19 protein-coding genes are annotated in these 16,299 nt (G+C 37.9%); 12 read left to right on the forward strand and 7 right to left on the reverse strand.

Translation table 11 applies throughout. From position 1 onward, the window contains the following. Positions 1–63 precede the first annotated feature (63 nt). The 3 genes from B9T33_RS03825 to B9T33_RS03835 are packed head-to-tail and all read left to right on the forward strand — an operon-like array spanning position 64 to position 2,019. Complete coding sequence (locus tag B9T33_RS03825) at positions 64–1,068, forward strand: adenosine kinase (protein ID WP_086177637.1); 1,005 nt, start codon at positions 64–66, stop codon at positions 1,066–1,068. A gap of 14 nt (positions 1,069–1,082) precedes the next feature. Further along, complete coding sequence (locus B9T33_RS03830) at positions 1,083–1,394, forward strand: Rieske (2Fe-2S) protein (RefSeq protein WP_171263573.1); 312 nt, start codon at positions 1,083–1,085, stop codon at positions 1,392–1,394. A 16-nt stretch (positions 1,395–1,410) separates the two neighbouring features. Next, positions 1,411–2,019: an OB-fold-containig protein gene (locus tag B9T33_RS03835; protein ID WP_086177639.1), complete on the forward strand. Its 609-nt coding sequence runs from the start codon at positions 1,411–1,413 to the stop codon at positions 2,017–2,019. 86 nt (positions 2,020–2,105) lie between these two features. Here the strand turns inward: B9T33_RS03835 and B9T33_RS03840 are convergent, their stop codons facing one another. After that, positions 2,106–2,714 carry a YidB family protein gene (locus B9T33_RS03840; RefSeq protein ID WP_086177640.1) on the reverse strand — a complete coding sequence of 203 codons (609 nt, stop codon included), beginning with the start codon at positions 2,712–2,714 and terminating at the stop codon, positions 2,106–2,108. A 104-nt stretch (positions 2,715–2,818) separates the two neighbouring features. Next, a complete protein-coding gene (locus B9T33_RS03845) occupies positions 2,819–3,289 on the reverse strand; it encodes a DUF6231 family protein (RefSeq protein ID WP_086177641.1) in 471 nt (156 codons plus the stop codon). A 34-nt stretch (positions 3,290–3,323) separates the two neighbouring features. On the opposite strand from B9T33_RS03845, the gene B9T33_RS03850 reads away from it, so the two are divergent. Then, positions 3,324–4,193, forward strand: a complete 870-nt coding sequence (locus B9T33_RS03850; RefSeq protein WP_086177642.1) for a DUF2797 domain-containing protein — start codon at positions 3,324–3,326, stop codon at positions 4,191–4,193. Between the two features lie 462 nt (positions 4,194–4,655). Here B9T33_RS03850 and B9T33_RS03855 read toward each other — a convergent pair whose 3' ends face one another. The 3 genes from B9T33_RS03855 to B9T33_RS03865 all read right to left on the reverse strand — a co-directional run bounded on the left by B9T33_RS03855 (position 4,656) and on the right by B9T33_RS03865 (position 7,562). Then, a complete protein-coding gene (locus tag B9T33_RS03855; protein ID WP_086177643.1) occupies positions 4,656–6,521 on the reverse strand; it encodes a SurA N-terminal domain-containing protein in 1,866 nt (621 codons plus the stop codon). Between the two features lie 131 nt (positions 6,522–6,652). After that, positions 6,653–6,925: an HU family DNA-binding protein gene (locus B9T33_RS03860; protein ID WP_086177644.1), complete on the reverse strand. Its 273-nt coding sequence runs from the start codon at positions 6,923–6,925 to the stop codon at positions 6,653–6,655. A gap of 166 nt (positions 6,926–7,091) precedes the next feature. Further along, complete coding sequence (locus tag B9T33_RS03865; protein WP_086177645.1) at positions 7,092–7,562, reverse strand: phasin family protein; 471 nt, start codon at positions 7,560–7,562, stop codon at positions 7,092–7,094. Between the two features lie 205 nt (positions 7,563–7,767). On the opposite strand from B9T33_RS03865, the gene B9T33_RS03870 reads away from it, so the two are divergent. The 8 genes from B9T33_RS03870 to fdx all read left to right on the forward strand — a co-directional run bounded on the left by B9T33_RS03870 (position 7,768) and on the right by fdx (position 13,943). Continuing rightward, positions 7,768–8,415 (forward strand): hypothetical protein, encoded by a 648-nt coding sequence (locus B9T33_RS03870; RefSeq protein ID WP_086177646.1) that lies wholly within the window; start codon positions 7,768–7,770, stop codon positions 8,413–8,415. A gap of 112 nt (positions 8,416–8,527) precedes the next feature. Beyond that, positions 8,528–9,001, forward strand: coding sequence for an Rrf2 family transcriptional regulator (locus tag B9T33_RS03875; RefSeq protein WP_086177647.1), 474 nt, complete (start codon positions 8,528–8,530; stop codon positions 8,999–9,001). A 2-nt stretch (positions 9,002–9,003) separates the two neighbouring features. After that, positions 9,004–10,221: an IscS subfamily cysteine desulfurase gene (locus B9T33_RS03880; protein WP_086177648.1), complete on the forward strand. Its 1,218-nt coding sequence runs from the start codon at positions 9,004–9,006 to the stop codon at positions 10,219–10,221. A 103-nt stretch (positions 10,222–10,324) separates the two neighbouring features. Then, positions 10,325–10,711: a Fe-S cluster assembly scaffold IscU gene (gene iscU / locus B9T33_RS03885; protein ID WP_078188667.1), complete on the forward strand. Its 387-nt coding sequence runs from the start codon at positions 10,325–10,327 to the stop codon at positions 10,709–10,711. A 37-nt stretch (positions 10,712–10,748) separates the two neighbouring features. Beyond that, the gene (gene iscA / locus B9T33_RS03890) at positions 10,749–11,069 is read left to right on the forward strand and encodes an iron-sulfur cluster assembly protein IscA (protein ID WP_086177649.1); all 321 of its coding nucleotides are present in this window, start codon (positions 10,749–10,751) and stop codon (positions 11,067–11,069) included. Positions 11,070–11,175: 106 nt separating this feature from the next. Beyond that, positions 11,176–11,691, forward strand: coding sequence for a Fe-S protein assembly co-chaperone HscB (gene hscB / locus B9T33_RS03895; protein ID WP_086177650.1), 516 nt, complete (start codon positions 11,176–11,178; stop codon positions 11,689–11,691). Positions 11,692–11,728: 37 nt separating this feature from the next. Continuing rightward, a complete protein-coding gene (gene hscA, locus B9T33_RS03900; RefSeq protein ID WP_086177651.1) occupies positions 11,729–13,588 on the forward strand; it encodes a Fe-S protein assembly chaperone HscA in 1,860 nt (619 codons plus the stop codon). 16 nt (positions 13,589–13,604) lie between these two features. Beyond that, positions 13,605–13,943, forward strand: a complete 339-nt coding sequence (gene fdx, locus B9T33_RS03905) for an ISC system 2Fe-2S type ferredoxin (RefSeq protein ID WP_086177652.1) — start codon at positions 13,605–13,607, stop codon at positions 13,941–13,943. Positions 13,944–14,120: 177 nt separating this feature from the next. On the opposite strand, the gene B9T33_RS03910 is transcribed toward fdx, so the two are convergent. Together B9T33_RS03910 and B9T33_RS03915 are read right to left on the reverse strand one after the other, a co-directional pair. After that, positions 14,121–15,587 carry an adenylate/guanylate cyclase domain-containing protein gene (locus B9T33_RS03910; protein ID WP_086177653.1) on the reverse strand — a complete coding sequence of 489 codons (1,467 nt, stop codon included), beginning with the start codon at positions 15,585–15,587 and terminating at the stop codon, positions 14,121–14,123. Positions 15,588–15,648: 61 nt separating this feature from the next. Further along, complete coding sequence (locus tag B9T33_RS03915; protein ID WP_086177654.1) at positions 15,649–16,083, reverse strand: HIT domain-containing protein; 435 nt, start codon at positions 16,081–16,083, stop codon at positions 15,649–15,651. Positions 16,084–16,299 lie beyond the last annotated feature (216 nt).

The raw sequence follows: 16,299 nt of genomic DNA on the forward strand, positions 1-16,299 counted from the left end.
CTACAGCAATCCTGAGCATTCGTGTAAACTTAACACTTTCATTTTTTGATGTGATTGAACAACATGGCAACAGTTGACCTTTTTGCAATTGGTAACGCACTTATTGACCAAGAATTTAAAGTCTCTGACGAATTCCTTATTCAGCAAAATTTGCAAAAAGGCACCATGCAATTAACGGATGGTGACACTCAAGCTGCACTTTATAACAATTTAAAAACCACTCAAGATTATAAAGGTCAAGCTTCTGGTGGTTCTGCTGCAAATACGACTGTGGCATTTAGTGCATTAGGCGGTTCTGCATTTTATGGTTGCCGTGTAGGTAATGATGAATTAGGTCAAATTTACTTAAATGGCTTAAATGAAGCAGGCATTCAAACTGCTACTCAATCCATCAGTGAAGGTGTGACGGGTACGTGTATGGTATTGGTTAGCCCAGACTCTGAACGTACCATGCATACCTATTTAGGTATTACCGCTGAATTAACTGATACTCAAATTGATTTTTCTGCATTGAATTCAGCAAAATGGTTATACATTGAAGGTTATCTTTCAACATCAGATACTGCACGCCAAGCTGTAAAGCAAGCACGTGAAATTGCCAAAGCAAATAATGTCCAAATTGCGCTAACGCTTTCTGATCCAGCAATGGTTCAGTATGCACGTGAAGGTTTAGATGAACTTCTAGATGATGGTGTAGATCTACTGTTCTGTAATGAATTAGAAGCGCTAATGTATACCGAAACCGAAACTTTAGAGGCTGCTTTAGCCAAATTGCAATCATTAAGTAAACACATTGTCATTACATTAAGTGCAAAAGGCGCTTTAATTCACAATGAAGCCAATACATTTACTGTTCCAGGTCGCAAAGTCACAGCTGTCGACACCAACGGTGCGGGCGATGCATTTGCTGGTGCATTCCTTTATGCATTAAATGCTGGTCATGATTATAAAACTGCCGCAGAACTGGCGATTTTAATTTCTAGTGAAGTAGTTTCTCAATTTGGTCCTCGACTTGCGGTTGAAGACTACGCTGCGCTTTTACAGACTTTCCAAAAGGAATGTGCTTAATGTTTAAAATTTGCATGACCGATGACGTGCCTGAACGTGAAGCACGCTCATATGAAACGCCAAATGGCGATACGATTTTTATTACTCAACGTGATGGTATTTTTTACGCATACCAAAACCTATGTCCTCACCTACAAGTTGAATTGGAATTTTTGGAAAACCAATTTTTAGACCGTGACCAAGAGTTTATTGAGTGTTCAACCCATGGCGCTTTATTTATGGTTGAATCTGGTGAATGTATTTCTGGTCCATGCCAAGGACAATCTCTTGAAAAAGTAGAGATTAACGTGCATTCTGATGGTGGAATTTACCTCACAGAAGAATAAGCTCTGGAATATCACCATGTCCGCATTTTTAACAGACTATAACTTAATCCCTTTCCATTTAAGTTTATTGGCTGTGCTTTTGTTGGGCATGGTAGAAACCATTGGTTATTACATTAATATTAGCCCAAGCCAATTACTCAAAAAAATTGCGCCACAGCGCTTAGAAGAACTACCATTACTTAATGTTAAATTTTCCAAAACATTAATTTTATTCTTTTTACTCATGAATTTTAGCTTCGCAGGCTATGTCTTAGAGTTTTGTATTCACGCACAAGAAAATCGTTTTATCCCTGCTTATTACCTCATGCTGCCTGCCCTAATTATTGCAATCTTTTTCACCGTTTTTATGATTCACTGCTTAGATCAGGTTGTCCCACCCAAATACAAGAAAGAAACTGTCAACTTACTTGGACGTTTAGCTACCATATCCAGCGGCAATGCTCGTCCCGGATTTTCTGCACAAGCACGCGTTCGTGATGAATATGGTCAATTACATTATGTACAAGTTGAACCTGAATTTGGTGAGCTCGAATTTCAATCCAAAATTATTTTAATACGTCAAAAGAAGTCACTTTATATTGGTAAAAAGATTTGTGCTTCGAATCGTTTATTTAACCCATCTTAAGTCTATTTTATATTTTCCAAATAATTCATTTTTAAATGGAAAAAGCCAGTGAACACTGGCTTTTTTATTTTTAGGGTAAAAGATTTTTAGCGTTTAAGAAAACCTGAAACCAAATTCATTACTTGCTGAATATCCGCATTGGCTTCACTTTGATTGGTTTGACCTGCTTGAGGAGTCAATGAATCAATAATTTGTGGCAATACTGTAGAAATTGCGCTGTATACTTCTTGTTTAGGTGTCTGAGTTTCTTGTGCCACTTTTTCAATTTCAGCATCATCAAACAAACTTTGAACCTGTTGATTATTTACTTCAGCATTGTCACCTGGCCCAGTCGACACCCAATCATCCACTTGACTAGTAAGACCTTGGCCACGCAATTTATCTAGTGCGCCTTGTAAGCCACCTTGTTTTTGAATCCAAGCCAAAACCAAAGGTAAAACTGCAATAAGAATAGCCGAAGTGTTTGTTCCACCACTGGTGCGTTGTTGTGGTTGAGCTGCACCACCTAGCTGTCCAAGTACTGAACCTAAAATACCACCAAGTCCGCCCGCTTGGTTTTGTGTATTTGCATTATTCCCCAACTGCCCCAATACAGAACCAAGAATGCCACCTAAACCACCTTGTTGGTTTTGCCCTGTTGAACCGCCAAGCGCTTGTTTCGCTAAAATTTCGACAATATTGTTTAAATTCGTCATTTTATTTTTCCTGTTTTAAACCTGCTTTACAGCATACGTTGGAAACACGGATTAAATCAGATTTGTTTGTTACTTTTTGCAACAAAAAGTACACTAAGTACTTGTTACCAACGGAATTTATCCCAGTTTTCAGGATTCGCCCAAAATTTTGAATTAAACCAATCTGGAATATGTTTATAGGTCAAAATATTAAACTGCCACAATGCAAAATCACTTTCATGAGTTGTTTTATCAATTAGCTGTGTAAACCCTAAAGCACGCAATAGACGCTCATCTTGCAGTTTACTAACCACAACAATACGCTTTGCCATGAGGTCACGTAATTTCACTAACATCTGGGTTTTCTGCTGTTCAGACAGTGCTACCATTTCCTCTGTATCAAGAATCACAAAACCAAGGTCAAAACGTTGGGTAAAAGGCAGATTTAAAAACTCAGTTACGTTAAAATATTGCCATTGAATTGGATGAAATTGATTGTATTGTTCAAGATTTTGACCAATACACGTTGCGGTAGAAATGGGCTGCTCTTTTGACAAATCGTCTAGCATAGAAGTGATGACATTTTGTTCAGCCATTTACCGCATCCTTTAATATTGAGAGATTATTTGTATGGAACTACAAGGCATTTGCCATAAAATGCATGCCGGTCTTAAGGACCTTAGTGTAACTGATCAACATACACACAAGGCAAATGTTGAGTATAAATTTATTCTAGATCGTGCAGAAGTTGATCTGCCGTTTAATATTGGCCAAGAAATTGAGATTGAAGCCACAGGTAATATTTACTGTGTTTCTTGCGGTGCTAAAACACCAAAGTCTTATTCACAAGGTCATTGCTTCAAATGCATGAAGACTAAAGCCTCGTGCGATATGTGTATTATGAAGCCCGAAACATGCCATTATCACCTCGGTACTTGCCGTGAGGATGATTTTGCACATGAAGTCTGCTTCCAACCTCATATTGTTTATTTGGCCAATTCGAGCGCATTAAAAGTCGGTATTACCCGCTTAGGTCAAATGCCGACACGTTGGTTAGATCAAGGTGCCACCCAAGCACTACCAATCATGAAAGTTGGCTCGCGCCGCCTATCTGGTCAGCTTGAAGTCATGTTTGGCACACAAGTCGCTGACAAAACCGATTGGCGTAAACTCCTAAAAGGCGAAGCTGAACCAATCAATTTAGTTGAAATTCGTGATCAGTTGGTTGAAGAATTTGCACCCAAAATTCAAACCATCCGTGAAGAATACAGCCGAAAACTTGAATTCAATGAAACTGTTGAATTACTCGAAGATGAACTTCCTCGTCAATTTATTTATCCTGTGGAAGAATATCCTGAAAAAATTAAATCGCACAATCTAGATAAAACTCCGATTATCCGCGGTAAATTACAAGGGATTAAAGGTCAGTATTTAATTTTAGATACAGGTGTAATTAATATTCGTAAATATACGGGTTATGAAATTAAGGTGCGTACTTAATTTTTTTAAAATTGGTTATTTCACATTATAAAAAGCGAGAATCATCTCGCTTTTTATTTGCTCATTTTACTCATATTAAACAGCTAAGCGAAACGTCGATAAAATTTCAAATAAGGCTAAAACTGCTATTGCACTGCCTCTCAAACTGGCATGTCCCCCACACCATTTAAGATTATGCTCTTCTGTCGTATTTCATATAGATACATCAAAACAATACACAGAAATAGTCCGTTAAGATGAGACATATTTTTGAATACGCTACATTCTTAAAACAATGTACTTTAAAGAAAAAAATGCTTACTTCCTCAAGATGTGTTTTAAGCAATGAAAAGGGTTTATTTTTTAATATCGAGGACAAAATTAATTCAATTCAAATTTGCCCATTTTCTATTTTTTGTTTTTACTGTCAGTTTATGACATAAAAAAACCAGCCCTCAGGCTGGTTTTTACTACATCAATCAATTATTTGATTTTTGCATGGTCTTTTAGATAACGAGTGTAATCATCAAACTCTTGTTGACCACGTAACTGCTGGTACAACTTAGTCAATTCAGTAAGTTGCTCACCAGTCAACGCATCTTCTGGTTGCTTTTTCACATTTGTTACAGCAACTACCACCAATTCATTTGGCAAATTCGTTGTAACTACAGACCAGTGACCTTCTTTCGGTGTTTTTGCACTAAATGCAGCACGTTGGATTTCACGTTTCAACAAACCATCAGCACGTGTAAATGTGCCTGCATTTTCAAAGTTCAAACTTCCTTTAGCAACACTTGCCGCAGGTTGAGTATTGAATGCATTTAATGTTGCCTGAATTTGTGCTTTCGCTGCATCTGATGCTTTTTGCTCAATCAATTGGGTCTTAACTTGTGCTTTAGCCTCTGCAAGCGTTTGCACACCAGCAGCGTGATAATTACGCACTTTTACCCAAACGGTATCGCCATTTTTCAACTGAATGCTAGATGAAACATTACGCTCACCATTTTTTACATCATCATTAAACAATTTTGATTTCACATTTGCATCACTGAGTACAGGATGCTGTGATGCCAATGTCAAACCTTTAACCGTTTGAACTTTTGCACCTTTAACTTCTTGAGTAACAACATCTAATGCATCACTGCTAACCACCATATCATTCAGACTATTTACAGTATCTGAGAAAATATTGGCTTTTTTCGATGCTGCAACTTCAGCTTGTAAACGTGGCTTCTCTTGTTCAAAAGAGGCAACTTTCACAGCAGGTGCTTCAATTTGAATCAAGTGATAACCTGCATCAGTTTTAACAGGTGCTGAAACAGCGCCAGATTTTGCACTTTCTACAGCAGCATCAAATGCATCACCGAATACACCTTTTTCATAAGCTGCCAGTTCACCACCCTTTGCTTTACTTTCAGGGTCTTCTGAAAATTGAGCTGCAGCTTGATTGAAACTTAAGCCTGCTTTGATTTTTGCATCAACACTTTCAGCGAGTTTTTTCGCATCAGCATCTGAACGACTGTCTGCAGTAATTAAAATGTGTTTAACAATAGGTTTAACAGATTTCTGTGCAGTTGCAACAAAAGCGTCATACGCTTCTTTAAGTTCAGCGTCAGTCGCTGGCTCAACTGGAGCAGTAATATTTGCAGGTGTTAACAATACATAGTCAACATCAACACTAGTGGCTTGCTTAAACTTGTTTTTATGCTTTTCGTAATATGCTGCAATTTCAGCATCGGTTACTTTCACATTTTTCTTATAGTTTTCAAGATTAATACTTGCCAACTGAATACTACGTTGTTCGGTTTGAAGATTCGCAATCTGCAAAATATCCAACTTACTTACCAATGCATATTGCATGAACGTTGTAGACAACATTTTCAAAGAATGATCTTTACGTAAGTTTTCAACAAACGCACGATTATTCATACCAATCGATTCTAAGTACTTTGCAAATTGCTCATCAGAAAATACGCCATTCACTTGGAAGCTTGGCTGTTGATGAATCATTTGTACAATTTGAGCATCACTAAGGCTAATGCCAAGTTTATCTGCTTGTTGCAATAACAATTGACGAGAAATCAGCGTATCCATTGCTTTATTATTAATAAAGCTTTGGTTTAACAATGTTTCATCACCTTGTGCATAAGCTAGATATTGTTCTTTTAATGAGCTCGTTAACGCTTCGAGTTCTTTTTTGGAAATTTCAGTACCATTTACAGTCTTAGCTGCATCTTTTGAACCACCACTAAAATATCCTTCAATACCTACAAGTGCTAAAGGGGTCAAAAACAAAATGAGCAACACTTTGCCCAACCAACCTCTAATGACTTTACGAAACGATTCCATAAGTATTCCAATATTTTATTTGCGGTGAATTTTAACCGAAAACCCGTGATGAATGAATGCGATAAATAGATTAATCACATTTACCAATAAAAAACGCGCCAAAGTTGGCGCGTTTAATAAGCTTAATCGACTTAAGCTACAGAATCTTTCAAGCCTTTACCAGCTTTGAAGCTTGGAACTTTACTTGCTTTGATTTCTAGAGTCGCACCAGTTTGTGGGTTACGACCAGTACGAGCAGCACGTTCTTTAACGCTGAAAGTACCGAAACCAACTAAAGTAACTGTATCACCAGCTTTTAGTGCACTAGTAACTGCAGCAATTGTAGCATCTAAAGCTTTACCGGCATCGGCCTTAGATAATCCCCCATTTTCTGCAATTGCATCAATTAATTCTGATTTATTCATGAAAATTACGTCCTCTTAATATCGTTTATTTAAGGTTCAAGAATTTGTTTAAAACGCCATAGCGCCTTTATAGCAATGCTTTAGGGTTAAACGCAATACTCCTCAACCTCTTTTTATATAATTTTTTGACGAAAAAAACCTTGAAAATTCGATAATAGTAAAAATTCTAGCGTTTTTTTAATATTTCGGCTCTTAATTGAGCATTTTCTTCGGTCAATTGGTCAACTTTAGTATGTAATTGAAGTATAAGCCTTTCTAGGTGCTGTAAATCCTTTACAGTGACTAATCCTAAACGGTTTAAAGAATGATTAACACTATTATCTAAAATTTTTTCTACTTTATCTTTGGTATCTGTAACCGATTCCTTAGCTTTTTCTGAAACTTTTTCGACAGTTTGATCAGCAATATCAATTGTTTTGGACTCAAGCTCCTCACCAACTTTGACTAAAGAGTCAAAAAGCTTATTTCCTTCACCTTCAGCACGTGAAAAAGCACCTAAACCAGCAAGCCAAATTTGCTTAGTATACTTTCGAAAGTCCATTTTTGACTTTCGATCAAATTGTCCACGACTACGTGATTTCAAAGGTTTATCTGCTGTTGATGGCACATCATCATTAATGCTTTCTAATTTTTCCATAAATTGCACTTCTCCTGATTATTTTATGTGCACACTCACATGTGAACCACAATTTATCCTCATAATAGCAAACATATTACTTGATAGATTCGCTAAACTGTTCTACAAAGCTGTTGAATTACCAACTTTTTGGTATATTGTTAGCTCAGATTTGAGCAGGATGCTCGCTTTTGGCGCTTAATGATTTTAAAAGGACATTTTTTTTATGAGTGATACGCAACAAACACAAGCTCAACCTCATTTGTTGCTTACTATGACCCTGATTGTTTTAGAAACTATTTTTACCTTTATTCTAAAACATGATCGTGTTGTAGCATTACAAGCTAAAAAATTTGTTGACCAAAAAATTGCACTAAAAATAAACAGCTATATTCCTTACTTTGACTTTTATGTTCAATTCTCTGAGCATGGTATCCTCTTTGACACAAAGTCTCCAGACAAAGCAATCGATCTAGACGTACGTACCACATTGATGGATCTGATAAAAATATTTGTTTTTGGCAATCGTAAAAGTATTAAAAAAATGCGCATCGATGGGGATTTAGTCCTAAAAGATGAATTTCGTGATTTAGTTACATTATTTAGTGTTCCAAAAATCCTAGCCGATTGGAAACAATGGTTATCTGAACCTACAGATGAAACTGATGTCATTGCATCTAAGAAGCGTATTGCTCCACTTTTAGAGAAAATCGATCAACAGCGCTCAAAAATCAATACTTTACAAGTTGAAGTTAAGCAATACAAAAATCGTATTAAACGAATTGAACGTCGTCAAAAACGTATTAACATCGCTTTTAGTCTAATAGCTGTTCTTTTAATAACGTTATTAGTGTATAATGTGTGGTTCAACTAAATACATAATTTTTCACATAAAATAAAACAAATAAACATTCTTAAAAAAACTTGACTATTTTAGTCAGGATTCATAAAATCTGCACATCTAGACTTAACATGTGTATCGAATCATGCGCTTAACAACTCGCGGTCGCTACGCAGTGACTGCTCTACTCGATCTAGCTTTGCAGCCTACTGAACAGACGATTACTCTTGCCGAAATTGCAGCTCGTCAAACCATTTCAGTTGCTTATTTAGAGCAGTTATTTGCAAAATTAAAGCGTCACGGCTTAGTGTCCAGTATCCGTGGAGCAAATGGTGGCTACCACCTTGCTCGTAGTGCTGAAGACATCACTGTTTTGGAAATTATTGAAGCTGTAAATGAAACAGTTGACGCAACGCGTTGTGACCATAAAGGTAACTGCCAAAATGGTGCGATGTGTTTGACTCACGATTTATGGCAGGAACTCTCCCACCACATTGCCGATTATCTCGCAAAAATCACCCTTGCTGACCTTGTAGCACGTGACAACGTTCAAACCGTATCACTTCGCCAGAACTCAGCAAACTTTGATTCAGCCCTTTTATCGGTTACAGGTATTTGAACATGAAGCGTCCTATTTATCTTGACTATGCAGCAACTACTCCTGTAGATCCTCAAGTCGCAGAACGTATGATGGAATGTTTAACGTTTGACGGTACTTTTGGTAACGCAGCGTCACGTTCACACGCTTACGGCTGGCAGGCAGAAGAAAAAGTAGAATATGCTCGTGAACAAGTAGCCAATCTTGTAAAAGCTGATCCACGCGAAATCGTATGGACTTCAGGTGCGACTGAATCTGACAACCTTGCACTTAAAGGTATTGCTCAGTTCTACGGTTCTAAAGGCAAACACATTATTACAAGTAAAATCGAACATAAAGCGATTCTTGATACTTGCCGCGAGCTTGAAGAAGAAGGCTTCGAAATTACTTATCTTGAGCCAGAAGCTAAAACAGGTCTTATTACACCTGAAATGGTTCAAGCTGCACTTCGTCCAGATACTATTCTTGTATCTTTGATGATGGTAAACAATGAAATCGGTACAACTACAGATGTAGCTGCAATCGGTGAATTGACTCGTGCAAACAAAACATATTTCCACGTTGATGCTGCGCAAGCTGCAGGTAAAGTAGAAATTGATCTTTCAACAATGAAAGTTGATTTGATGAGTTTCTCAGGCCACAAAATCTATGGTCCTAAAGGCATCGGTGCTCTTTATGTACGTCGTCAACCACGTGTGCGTATTAAAGCGCAAATGCATGGTGGCGGTCATGAGCGTGGTATGCGTTCTGGTACACTTGCGACTCACCAAATCGTCGGTATGGGTGAAGCATTTGAACTTGCAGGTAAAAACCTACATGCAGAACAAACACGTATCCGCGTACTTCGTGACAAACTTTGGAATGGCTTGCAAGGTCTTGAACAAGTTTTTCTAAATGGTCACCCAGAATACAACGTTGCAAACTACTTAAACGTTAGCTTCAACTTTGTTGAAGGCGAATCGTTGATGATGGCACTTAAAGATGCAGCAGTATCTTCAGGTTCAGCATGTACTTCTGCAACATTAGAACCTTCATACGTTCTTCGTGCCCTTGGTCTTTCAGACGAACTTGCACATAGCTCAATCCGTTTCAGTTTTGGTAAATATACCACTGAAGCAGACATTGACCATGTACTTGAAATCACTAAGTCTGCAGTTGAAAAATTGCGTGATCTTTCTCCTCTTTGGGATATGTACAAAGAAGGTATCGATCTAAACTCTGTAGAATGGGCTGAACACTAATTCAACCCGGTGAGATAGCTTTATTTTTAAGGCTATCTCATTGATAAATGTAATTTCACCCCCATATTAATCTTAGGCTGACCCCGAGTTTTGGAGAAGCATCATGGCTTATAGCGAAAAAGTAATTGATCATTACGAAAACCCACGTAATGTTGGTGTTTTAGACAAAAATGCAGAAAACGTTGGTACAGGTATGGTCGGTGCACCAGCTTGTGGTGATGTAATGCGTCTACAAATTCAAGTTGATGACAATGGCGTAATTGAAGAAGCACGCTTCAAAACTTACGGTTGTGGTTCAGCAATTGCGTCTAGCTCTTTAGTAACTGAATGGCTTAAAGGCAAAACGCTTGATGAAGCTCAAGCAATTAAAAACATTGATATCGCAACTGAGCTTGCGCTTCCACCAGTAAAAGTACACTGCTCTGTACTTGCAGAAGATGCAATTAAAGCTGCTGTAGAAGACTATCGTAGCAAGAAAGTAAAAGCTTAATTGTTTAAGCGTTTTAAGAAAGATTAACGGAGTTTTCATGATCCATTTAACTGAAAATGCTGCAACTCATATCAGCAATTACATGAAGAATCGCGGTAAGGGTGAAGGCATTCGCGTTGGCGTGAAAACTTCAGGCTGTTCTGGCTTGGCTTATGTGCTTGAATTTGTAGATGACGTCGACACACATGATCAAGTCTTTGAACAGTTTGGTGTTAAAGTATTCGTTGACCCGAAAAGCTTGGTTTATCTTGAAGGTATGGAGATGGACTATGTTAAAAACGGCTTAAACGAAGGCTTCGAATTTAACAATCCGAATAAAAAAGGCGAATGCGGCTGTGGTGAATCTTTCACTGTTTAACCTGGCTGCAATACTCCCTTTTTCGCATTAAAACAGTGTACTATTCACTGTTTTAATTGCATTTAAAGCAACATTTTTTACACATCTATCGCGGACAAATTCTCCCATGAATCATTTTGAGTTGTTTAACTTACCTGTAGCACTCGATATTGATTTAGCTGTTTTAAAATCTGAGTTTTTAAAGTTGCAGCAACAATATCATCCAGATAAAGCTGAAGACAAAGATCTTGCACTGATTAAATCAAGTGAAATTAATCAGGCATTTAAAGCTTTATCAAACGTTGATAGCCGTGCAGCTTATCTACTCAGCCTAAAAAAACAAGATTACCATCTTGATCAATCCATCAGCGATTTTGAATTCCTCCAAGATGCACTCGAAATTCGTGAGCAATTGGACGAAGCTGGTTCTGCCGATGACCTCACCTCACTTAAAACTGAAGTTCAACAATGGATTGATGGTTTAGTACGTGAATTTAAAATCGATTACGATGATGAAGATTGGGCTGAAGCTCGCGACACTGTCCGTAAATTACGTTTTTTCCAAAAAGTAATGGCAGACATTGAAAAAGCTGAAGATCGCTTTTTAGACGATGATAGCTTTGATTTAGATGATGATTTTTAATTTATTTTTAATTTTTGACGTTCAAAGGATGTAACACATGGCTCTCTTGCAAATTGCAGAACCTGGTCAATCAAGTGCACCGCATGAACACCGCATTGCGATTGGTATCGACCTTGGGACTACACACTCTTTAGTAGCCACGGTACTTTCTGGTAAAGCAAAAGTGCTCAACGATGAACACGGTCGAGTGTTACTTCCATCTATTGCACACTATAGCGAATCATCATCTGAATATGGTGATGCAGCAAAAGCTTTTTTAACGACAGATCCTAAAAATACGATCGTTTCTGTTAAACGCTTTATGGGTCGCTCTAAAGCCGACATTAAATTCCAACACCCATATGCACTTGCAGGTGAAGCGAATGAAATGCCAGCATTTGAAACCGCTCAAGGTCGTAAAACCCCAGTTGAAATTTCTGCAGAAATCTTAAAACAACTTAAAGACCGTGCAGAAAGTAGCTTAAATAACCCAGTCAATGGTGCAGTTATTACTGTTCCCGCTTATTTTGACGAAGCACAGCGTCAAGCAACACGTGATGCAGCCCAACTTGCAGGCTTAAATGTTCTTCGTTTATTAAATGAACCAACTGCTGCAGCTGTGGCTTATGGTTTAGATCAAGAAACAAATCTTGCACATGATCAAAACTATGTAATTTATGACTTAGGTGGCGGTACTTTTGACGTTTCAATTTTACGTTTCTCTCAAGGTGTTTTTGAAGTTCTAGCAACTGGTGGTCATACGGCACTCGGTGGTGATGACTTAGACCGCCTAATCGTGAAATGGGCTAAAAAGCAATTGAATATTGAAACTTTAGATGATGCTGAATTTGCACATTTCATTGTTTCTGCGCGTAAAGCAAAAGAAGCGCTAAGTGATACAGATGTTGTTGAACTTAAGGTATTAGACCAGTCTTTAACTTTAGACCGCCCTACTTTTGAAGCAATTATTAAAGTTGCATTAGATAAAACTATTAGTGTTTGTAAACGCGTGATGCGTGATGCCAAACTTGAACTAGACGACATTCAAAACGTTGTGTTAGTGGGTGGCTCGACCCGCTCTTATGCCGTGCAAAAAGCAGTAGCTGAAGTTTTCAATCAAGAGCCACTTTGCACCATTAACCCGGATGAAGTTGTTGCAATTGGGGCATCTATTACTGCCAACCAACTCATTGGCAATTCTAAAGATGGTTCTTTGCTTCTAGATGTCACACCATTATCACTAGGTTTAGAAACCATGGGTGGTTTGGTTGAGCGTTTAATTTCACGAAATACTGCTATTCCTGTGGCGCGTCGCCAAGAATTCACCACTTATCAAGATGGTCAAACAGCAATGTTGATTCATGTGGTACAAGGTGAACGTGATCTGGTTGAACATTGTCGCAGTTTAGGACGTTTTGTACTTCGCGGTATTCCACCAATGACTGCTGGACAAGCCCGTATTGAAGTAACCTTCCAAGTCGATGCAGATGGTTTACTCACTGTATCTGCTAAAGAAACCACTTCTGGTGTACATGCACAAATTGACATTAAGCCCTCTTATGGTTTATCAGATGCCGATACCGAACGTTTATTGATAGATGGCTACAAGTTTGCTGAAGAAGATAAAAACTTACGTCATTTGCAAGAAACCAAAGTCGAAGCAAAACGTGAACTCGAAGCACTCGACCAGGCACTTAAAGTTGATGCACAGTTGCTGACTGAGCAACAGCAAACTGATTTAACTGCTGCACGCAAAGTATTAGATACAGCATTAGAAAGCACCGATATCAAAGCTATTGAACATGCTGTTGAACAGCTTAAAATACATAGCGATGCGTTTGCCGCTGCGCGTATGAATCAGCACATTGATGCCGCATTAAAAGGCACTAAACTCGATGATTGGTCAAACTCAAATTAATTAACAGGTAAAGACTATGCCACGTATTAAAGTATTGCCTCACGCAACAATTTGCCCAAATGGCGCTGAGTTTGAAGTCGAAGCAAATGCCAACCTTTGCGAAAGCATGTTAAAAAATGGCATCAAAATTGAACATGCTTGCGATATGTCTAAAGCATGTACCACTTGCCACGTCATTGTACGCAAAGGTTTTGATGGGCTTGACGAAATGGATGATGTTGAAGCAGATCTTCTTGACCGCGCTTGGGGCTTAGAGCCTGACTCTCGTCTTTCTTGCCAAGTGAAAATCGAAGACGAAGATTTAGAAGTTGAAATTCCGAAATATACAATTAACCATGCGTCGGAAAATCACTAAATCATCCTGTAACGATTTAAAAAACAGCTCACCAAGAGCTGTTTTTTATGGCCATTTGCAGATGAATTTAGCAAATAATTTTAAATGCCTATTCTTACTTGTGGTCAATGACCTGAAAAAGATTGGAATATAATTGTGAACGATTAACAATTATGAGTGATGATATATACAAGAAATTTAAGTATGAGATTCGGTTTTCTTAATTTCTTCAATCACTTCGTCTTCAAGATTTAATTTAACAATCCCTTCCGAATTGGTCATTTTTTGCTGAGTTTGTAAACGCTTAATCATACGTTCTAATACATGAATCAATTCTGGATATTCAAAGTTTTGTACTTCATCCAAATTCAGCAATAGATTGAAGCCTTTGTATTCATAATCAAACCAGCGTTGGTAATCGGTTTTTTGTGAGGTATATTTTTCCATCACTTGCCATGTACGCACTGGCCCCTTAATCCCTTTGAGAAAAATCGGTGCTTTCGGTGCACATAAATAATCATTTTTAATCAAATGATGTGTGTCATCTGAAATTAAAATTTCATCCACTTCAGCGGCACTTTGTAAACGCGCTGCCAAGTTCGCATCACGACCAACAATGGTATAAGCCATACGATGTGCAGCACCATAGTTCCCCACGTGGCAATAACCAGTCGATATACCCATACGGATATGAAGTGGCGGATAACCCATTTTAATCCAGCGTTCACGCAGAAGTTTCATTTGCTGACGCATTACCATGGCCATTTCTAAACAGGTTTTTGCATCCTGCTCAACGCCTTGACTATGCGGATCACCAAAGAAAATAAGAATTGCGTCTCCCATGAATTTATCGACAGTCGCTTCATACTGTTTGGCAATTTCAGTCATATGACTTAGATAATCATTCAGCAGGAAGGCTAAATCATCTGGAATAAGGGTTTCTGAAAGCTCTGTAAAACCTTGAATATCTGAGAAGAAAATGGTCATTTTCTTACGCTTATATTCAATTTTGGCTTCAGACTCACCTTTCATAATAGATTGCCAAAGCTGCATCGGTGCATAACGACTGAGCTGATTAGCAAATTCCATATAACGATTCATTTGATCATAATAATGATCTTTTTTATTGGTTAAAGATTGAACTTGACTGCGTTGATAAAAAGTACCGACGCCAAAGTAGGTAATCAAACACATAAAACCAAGTACCGTCAGCTCACTACTGGTCGCCTCAAAGTACTCTTGAAAACCAAAAATATAAATATTACATAAGTAAAAAACTGCAATGCCAATGAGGCTTGCCAAGGCAAACATCATGAAGTTGATTTTGTTATAAATTGTTGTATACAACAAGGCAAAGAAAGCGAGAAATGTCAGGACTAAATTTAAGTGAATTGCAGAAAGTAAAACTGAAATAATGACAATATCGATAATAAAAAGAACACTGCGTTTTACGCTATTACTATATCGATAGATTAACCAATGCGATAGCTTTGGAATAATCAGTAACAGGACACTGAGAAATATTGGAATATAAATTTGATATTGCGTATCGGGTTGAGTGTAGTGATAGACAACAATTACCAAAGACAGCATGATATACCCCATCAAACGATGAAAATACTCAAACTGTTTAGGTTCTTTGCTAATTAGATTGTCTAACGGCACTCGATCGCCCCCATACGGACTTCCATTTTCCTAGTATCCAGATATTGTCCGTAAATCAGGATTAGTCCATGCGCCAATCAAATGGCATATCGCCTTGACCGCGAAGCGCTAACATCAATGTTTGACGCATATGTGCCAAAACATCGTTGTTATATGGAACTGCTGGTGTACCCCAAACAGGTTTAGGCCAAGCCACATCATTTTGGTAACGAACCACATGATGAAAATGCAATTGTGGGACCATATTGCCCAATGCAGCAACATTCATTTTGTCTGCACGGAAAACACGTGCTAATTGGCTAGATAACCAACTTGATTCACGTAAGAATTGTTCTTGGTCTGCCTGACTTAATTCATAAAGCTCTGTGATACCCGGCACACGTGGAATTAGAATAAGCCACGGAAATTGCATATCATTCATCAAACGACATGTTGACAGTGGAAAGTCGCCTACATAAAACGTATCTTGAGCAAGTTGTGGATGTAAACTAAACATATCTTTATAAATGATGCAAAATTAGAATGATGGCTAATACTATCACATCCTAAAGGGTGTGAATATTCGGTACAGAACGTTTCATTACAAATAAACTGCATTTGAATTCAACATTCAGTTCTTACGACTGTAATAAATATTTCAAAAAAATCAAGCGTTTCTTCTATTGAAAAAACGCCAATTGCATTTAACTGAATTAAAGAAGCAATTTACAGG

Origin of the sequence: Acinetobacter sp. ANC 5054 (assembly GCF_002135295.1) — a bacterium.
GTDB lineage: Bacteria > Pseudomonadota > Gammaproteobacteria > Pseudomonadales > Moraxellaceae > Acinetobacter.

Coding starts and splice junctions, on each gene's coding strand:
- B9T33_RS03825 (WP_086177637.1), top strand. CDS start 64: ATGGCAACAGTTGACCTTTTTGCAATTGGTAACGCACTTATTGACCAA.
- B9T33_RS03830 (WP_171263573.1), top strand. CDS start 1,083: ATGACCGATGACGTGCCTGAACGTGAAGCACGCTCATATGAAACGCCA.
- B9T33_RS03835 (WP_086177639.1), top strand. CDS start 1,411: ATGTCCGCATTTTTAACAGACTATAACTTAATCCCTTTCCATTTAAGT.
- B9T33_RS03840 (WP_086177640.1), bottom strand. CDS start 2,714: ATGACGAATTTAAACAATATTGTCGAAATTTTAGCGAAACAAGCGCTT.
- B9T33_RS03845 (WP_086177641.1), bottom strand. CDS start 3,289: ATGGCTGAACAAAATGTCATCACTTCTATGCTAGACGATTTGTCAAAA.
- B9T33_RS03850 (WP_086177642.1), top strand. CDS start 3,324: ATGGAACTACAAGGCATTTGCCATAAAATGCATGCCGGTCTTAAGGAC.
- B9T33_RS03855 (WP_086177643.1), bottom strand. CDS start 6,521: ATGGAATCGTTTCGTAAAGTCATTAGAGGTTGGTTGGGCAAAGTGTTG.
- B9T33_RS03860 (WP_086177644.1), bottom strand. CDS start 6,925: ATGAATAAATCAGAATTAATTGATGCAATTGCAGAAAATGGGGGATTA.
- B9T33_RS03865 (WP_086177645.1), bottom strand. CDS start 7,562: ATGGAAAAATTAGAAAGCATTAATGATGATGTGCCATCAACAGCAGAT.
- B9T33_RS03870 (WP_086177646.1), top strand. CDS start 7,768: ATGAGTGATACGCAACAAACACAAGCTCAACCTCATTTGTTGCTTACT.
- B9T33_RS03875 (WP_086177647.1), top strand. CDS start 8,528: ATGCGCTTAACAACTCGCGGTCGCTACGCAGTGACTGCTCTACTCGAT.
- B9T33_RS03880 (WP_086177648.1), top strand. CDS start 9,004: ATGAAGCGTCCTATTTATCTTGACTATGCAGCAACTACTCCTGTAGAT.
- iscU (WP_078188667.1), top strand. CDS start 10,325: ATGGCTTATAGCGAAAAAGTAATTGATCATTACGAAAACCCACGTAAT.
- iscA (WP_086177649.1), top strand. CDS start 10,749: ATGATCCATTTAACTGAAAATGCTGCAACTCATATCAGCAATTACATG.
- hscB (WP_086177650.1), top strand. CDS start 11,176: ATGAATCATTTTGAGTTGTTTAACTTACCTGTAGCACTCGATATTGAT.
- hscA (WP_086177651.1), top strand. CDS start 11,729: ATGGCTCTCTTGCAAATTGCAGAACCTGGTCAATCAAGTGCACCGCAT.
- fdx (WP_086177652.1), top strand. CDS start 13,605: ATGCCACGTATTAAAGTATTGCCTCACGCAACAATTTGCCCAAATGGC.
- B9T33_RS03915 (WP_086177654.1), bottom strand. CDS start 16,083: ATGTTTAGTTTACATCCACAACTTGCTCAAGATACGTTTTATGTAGGC.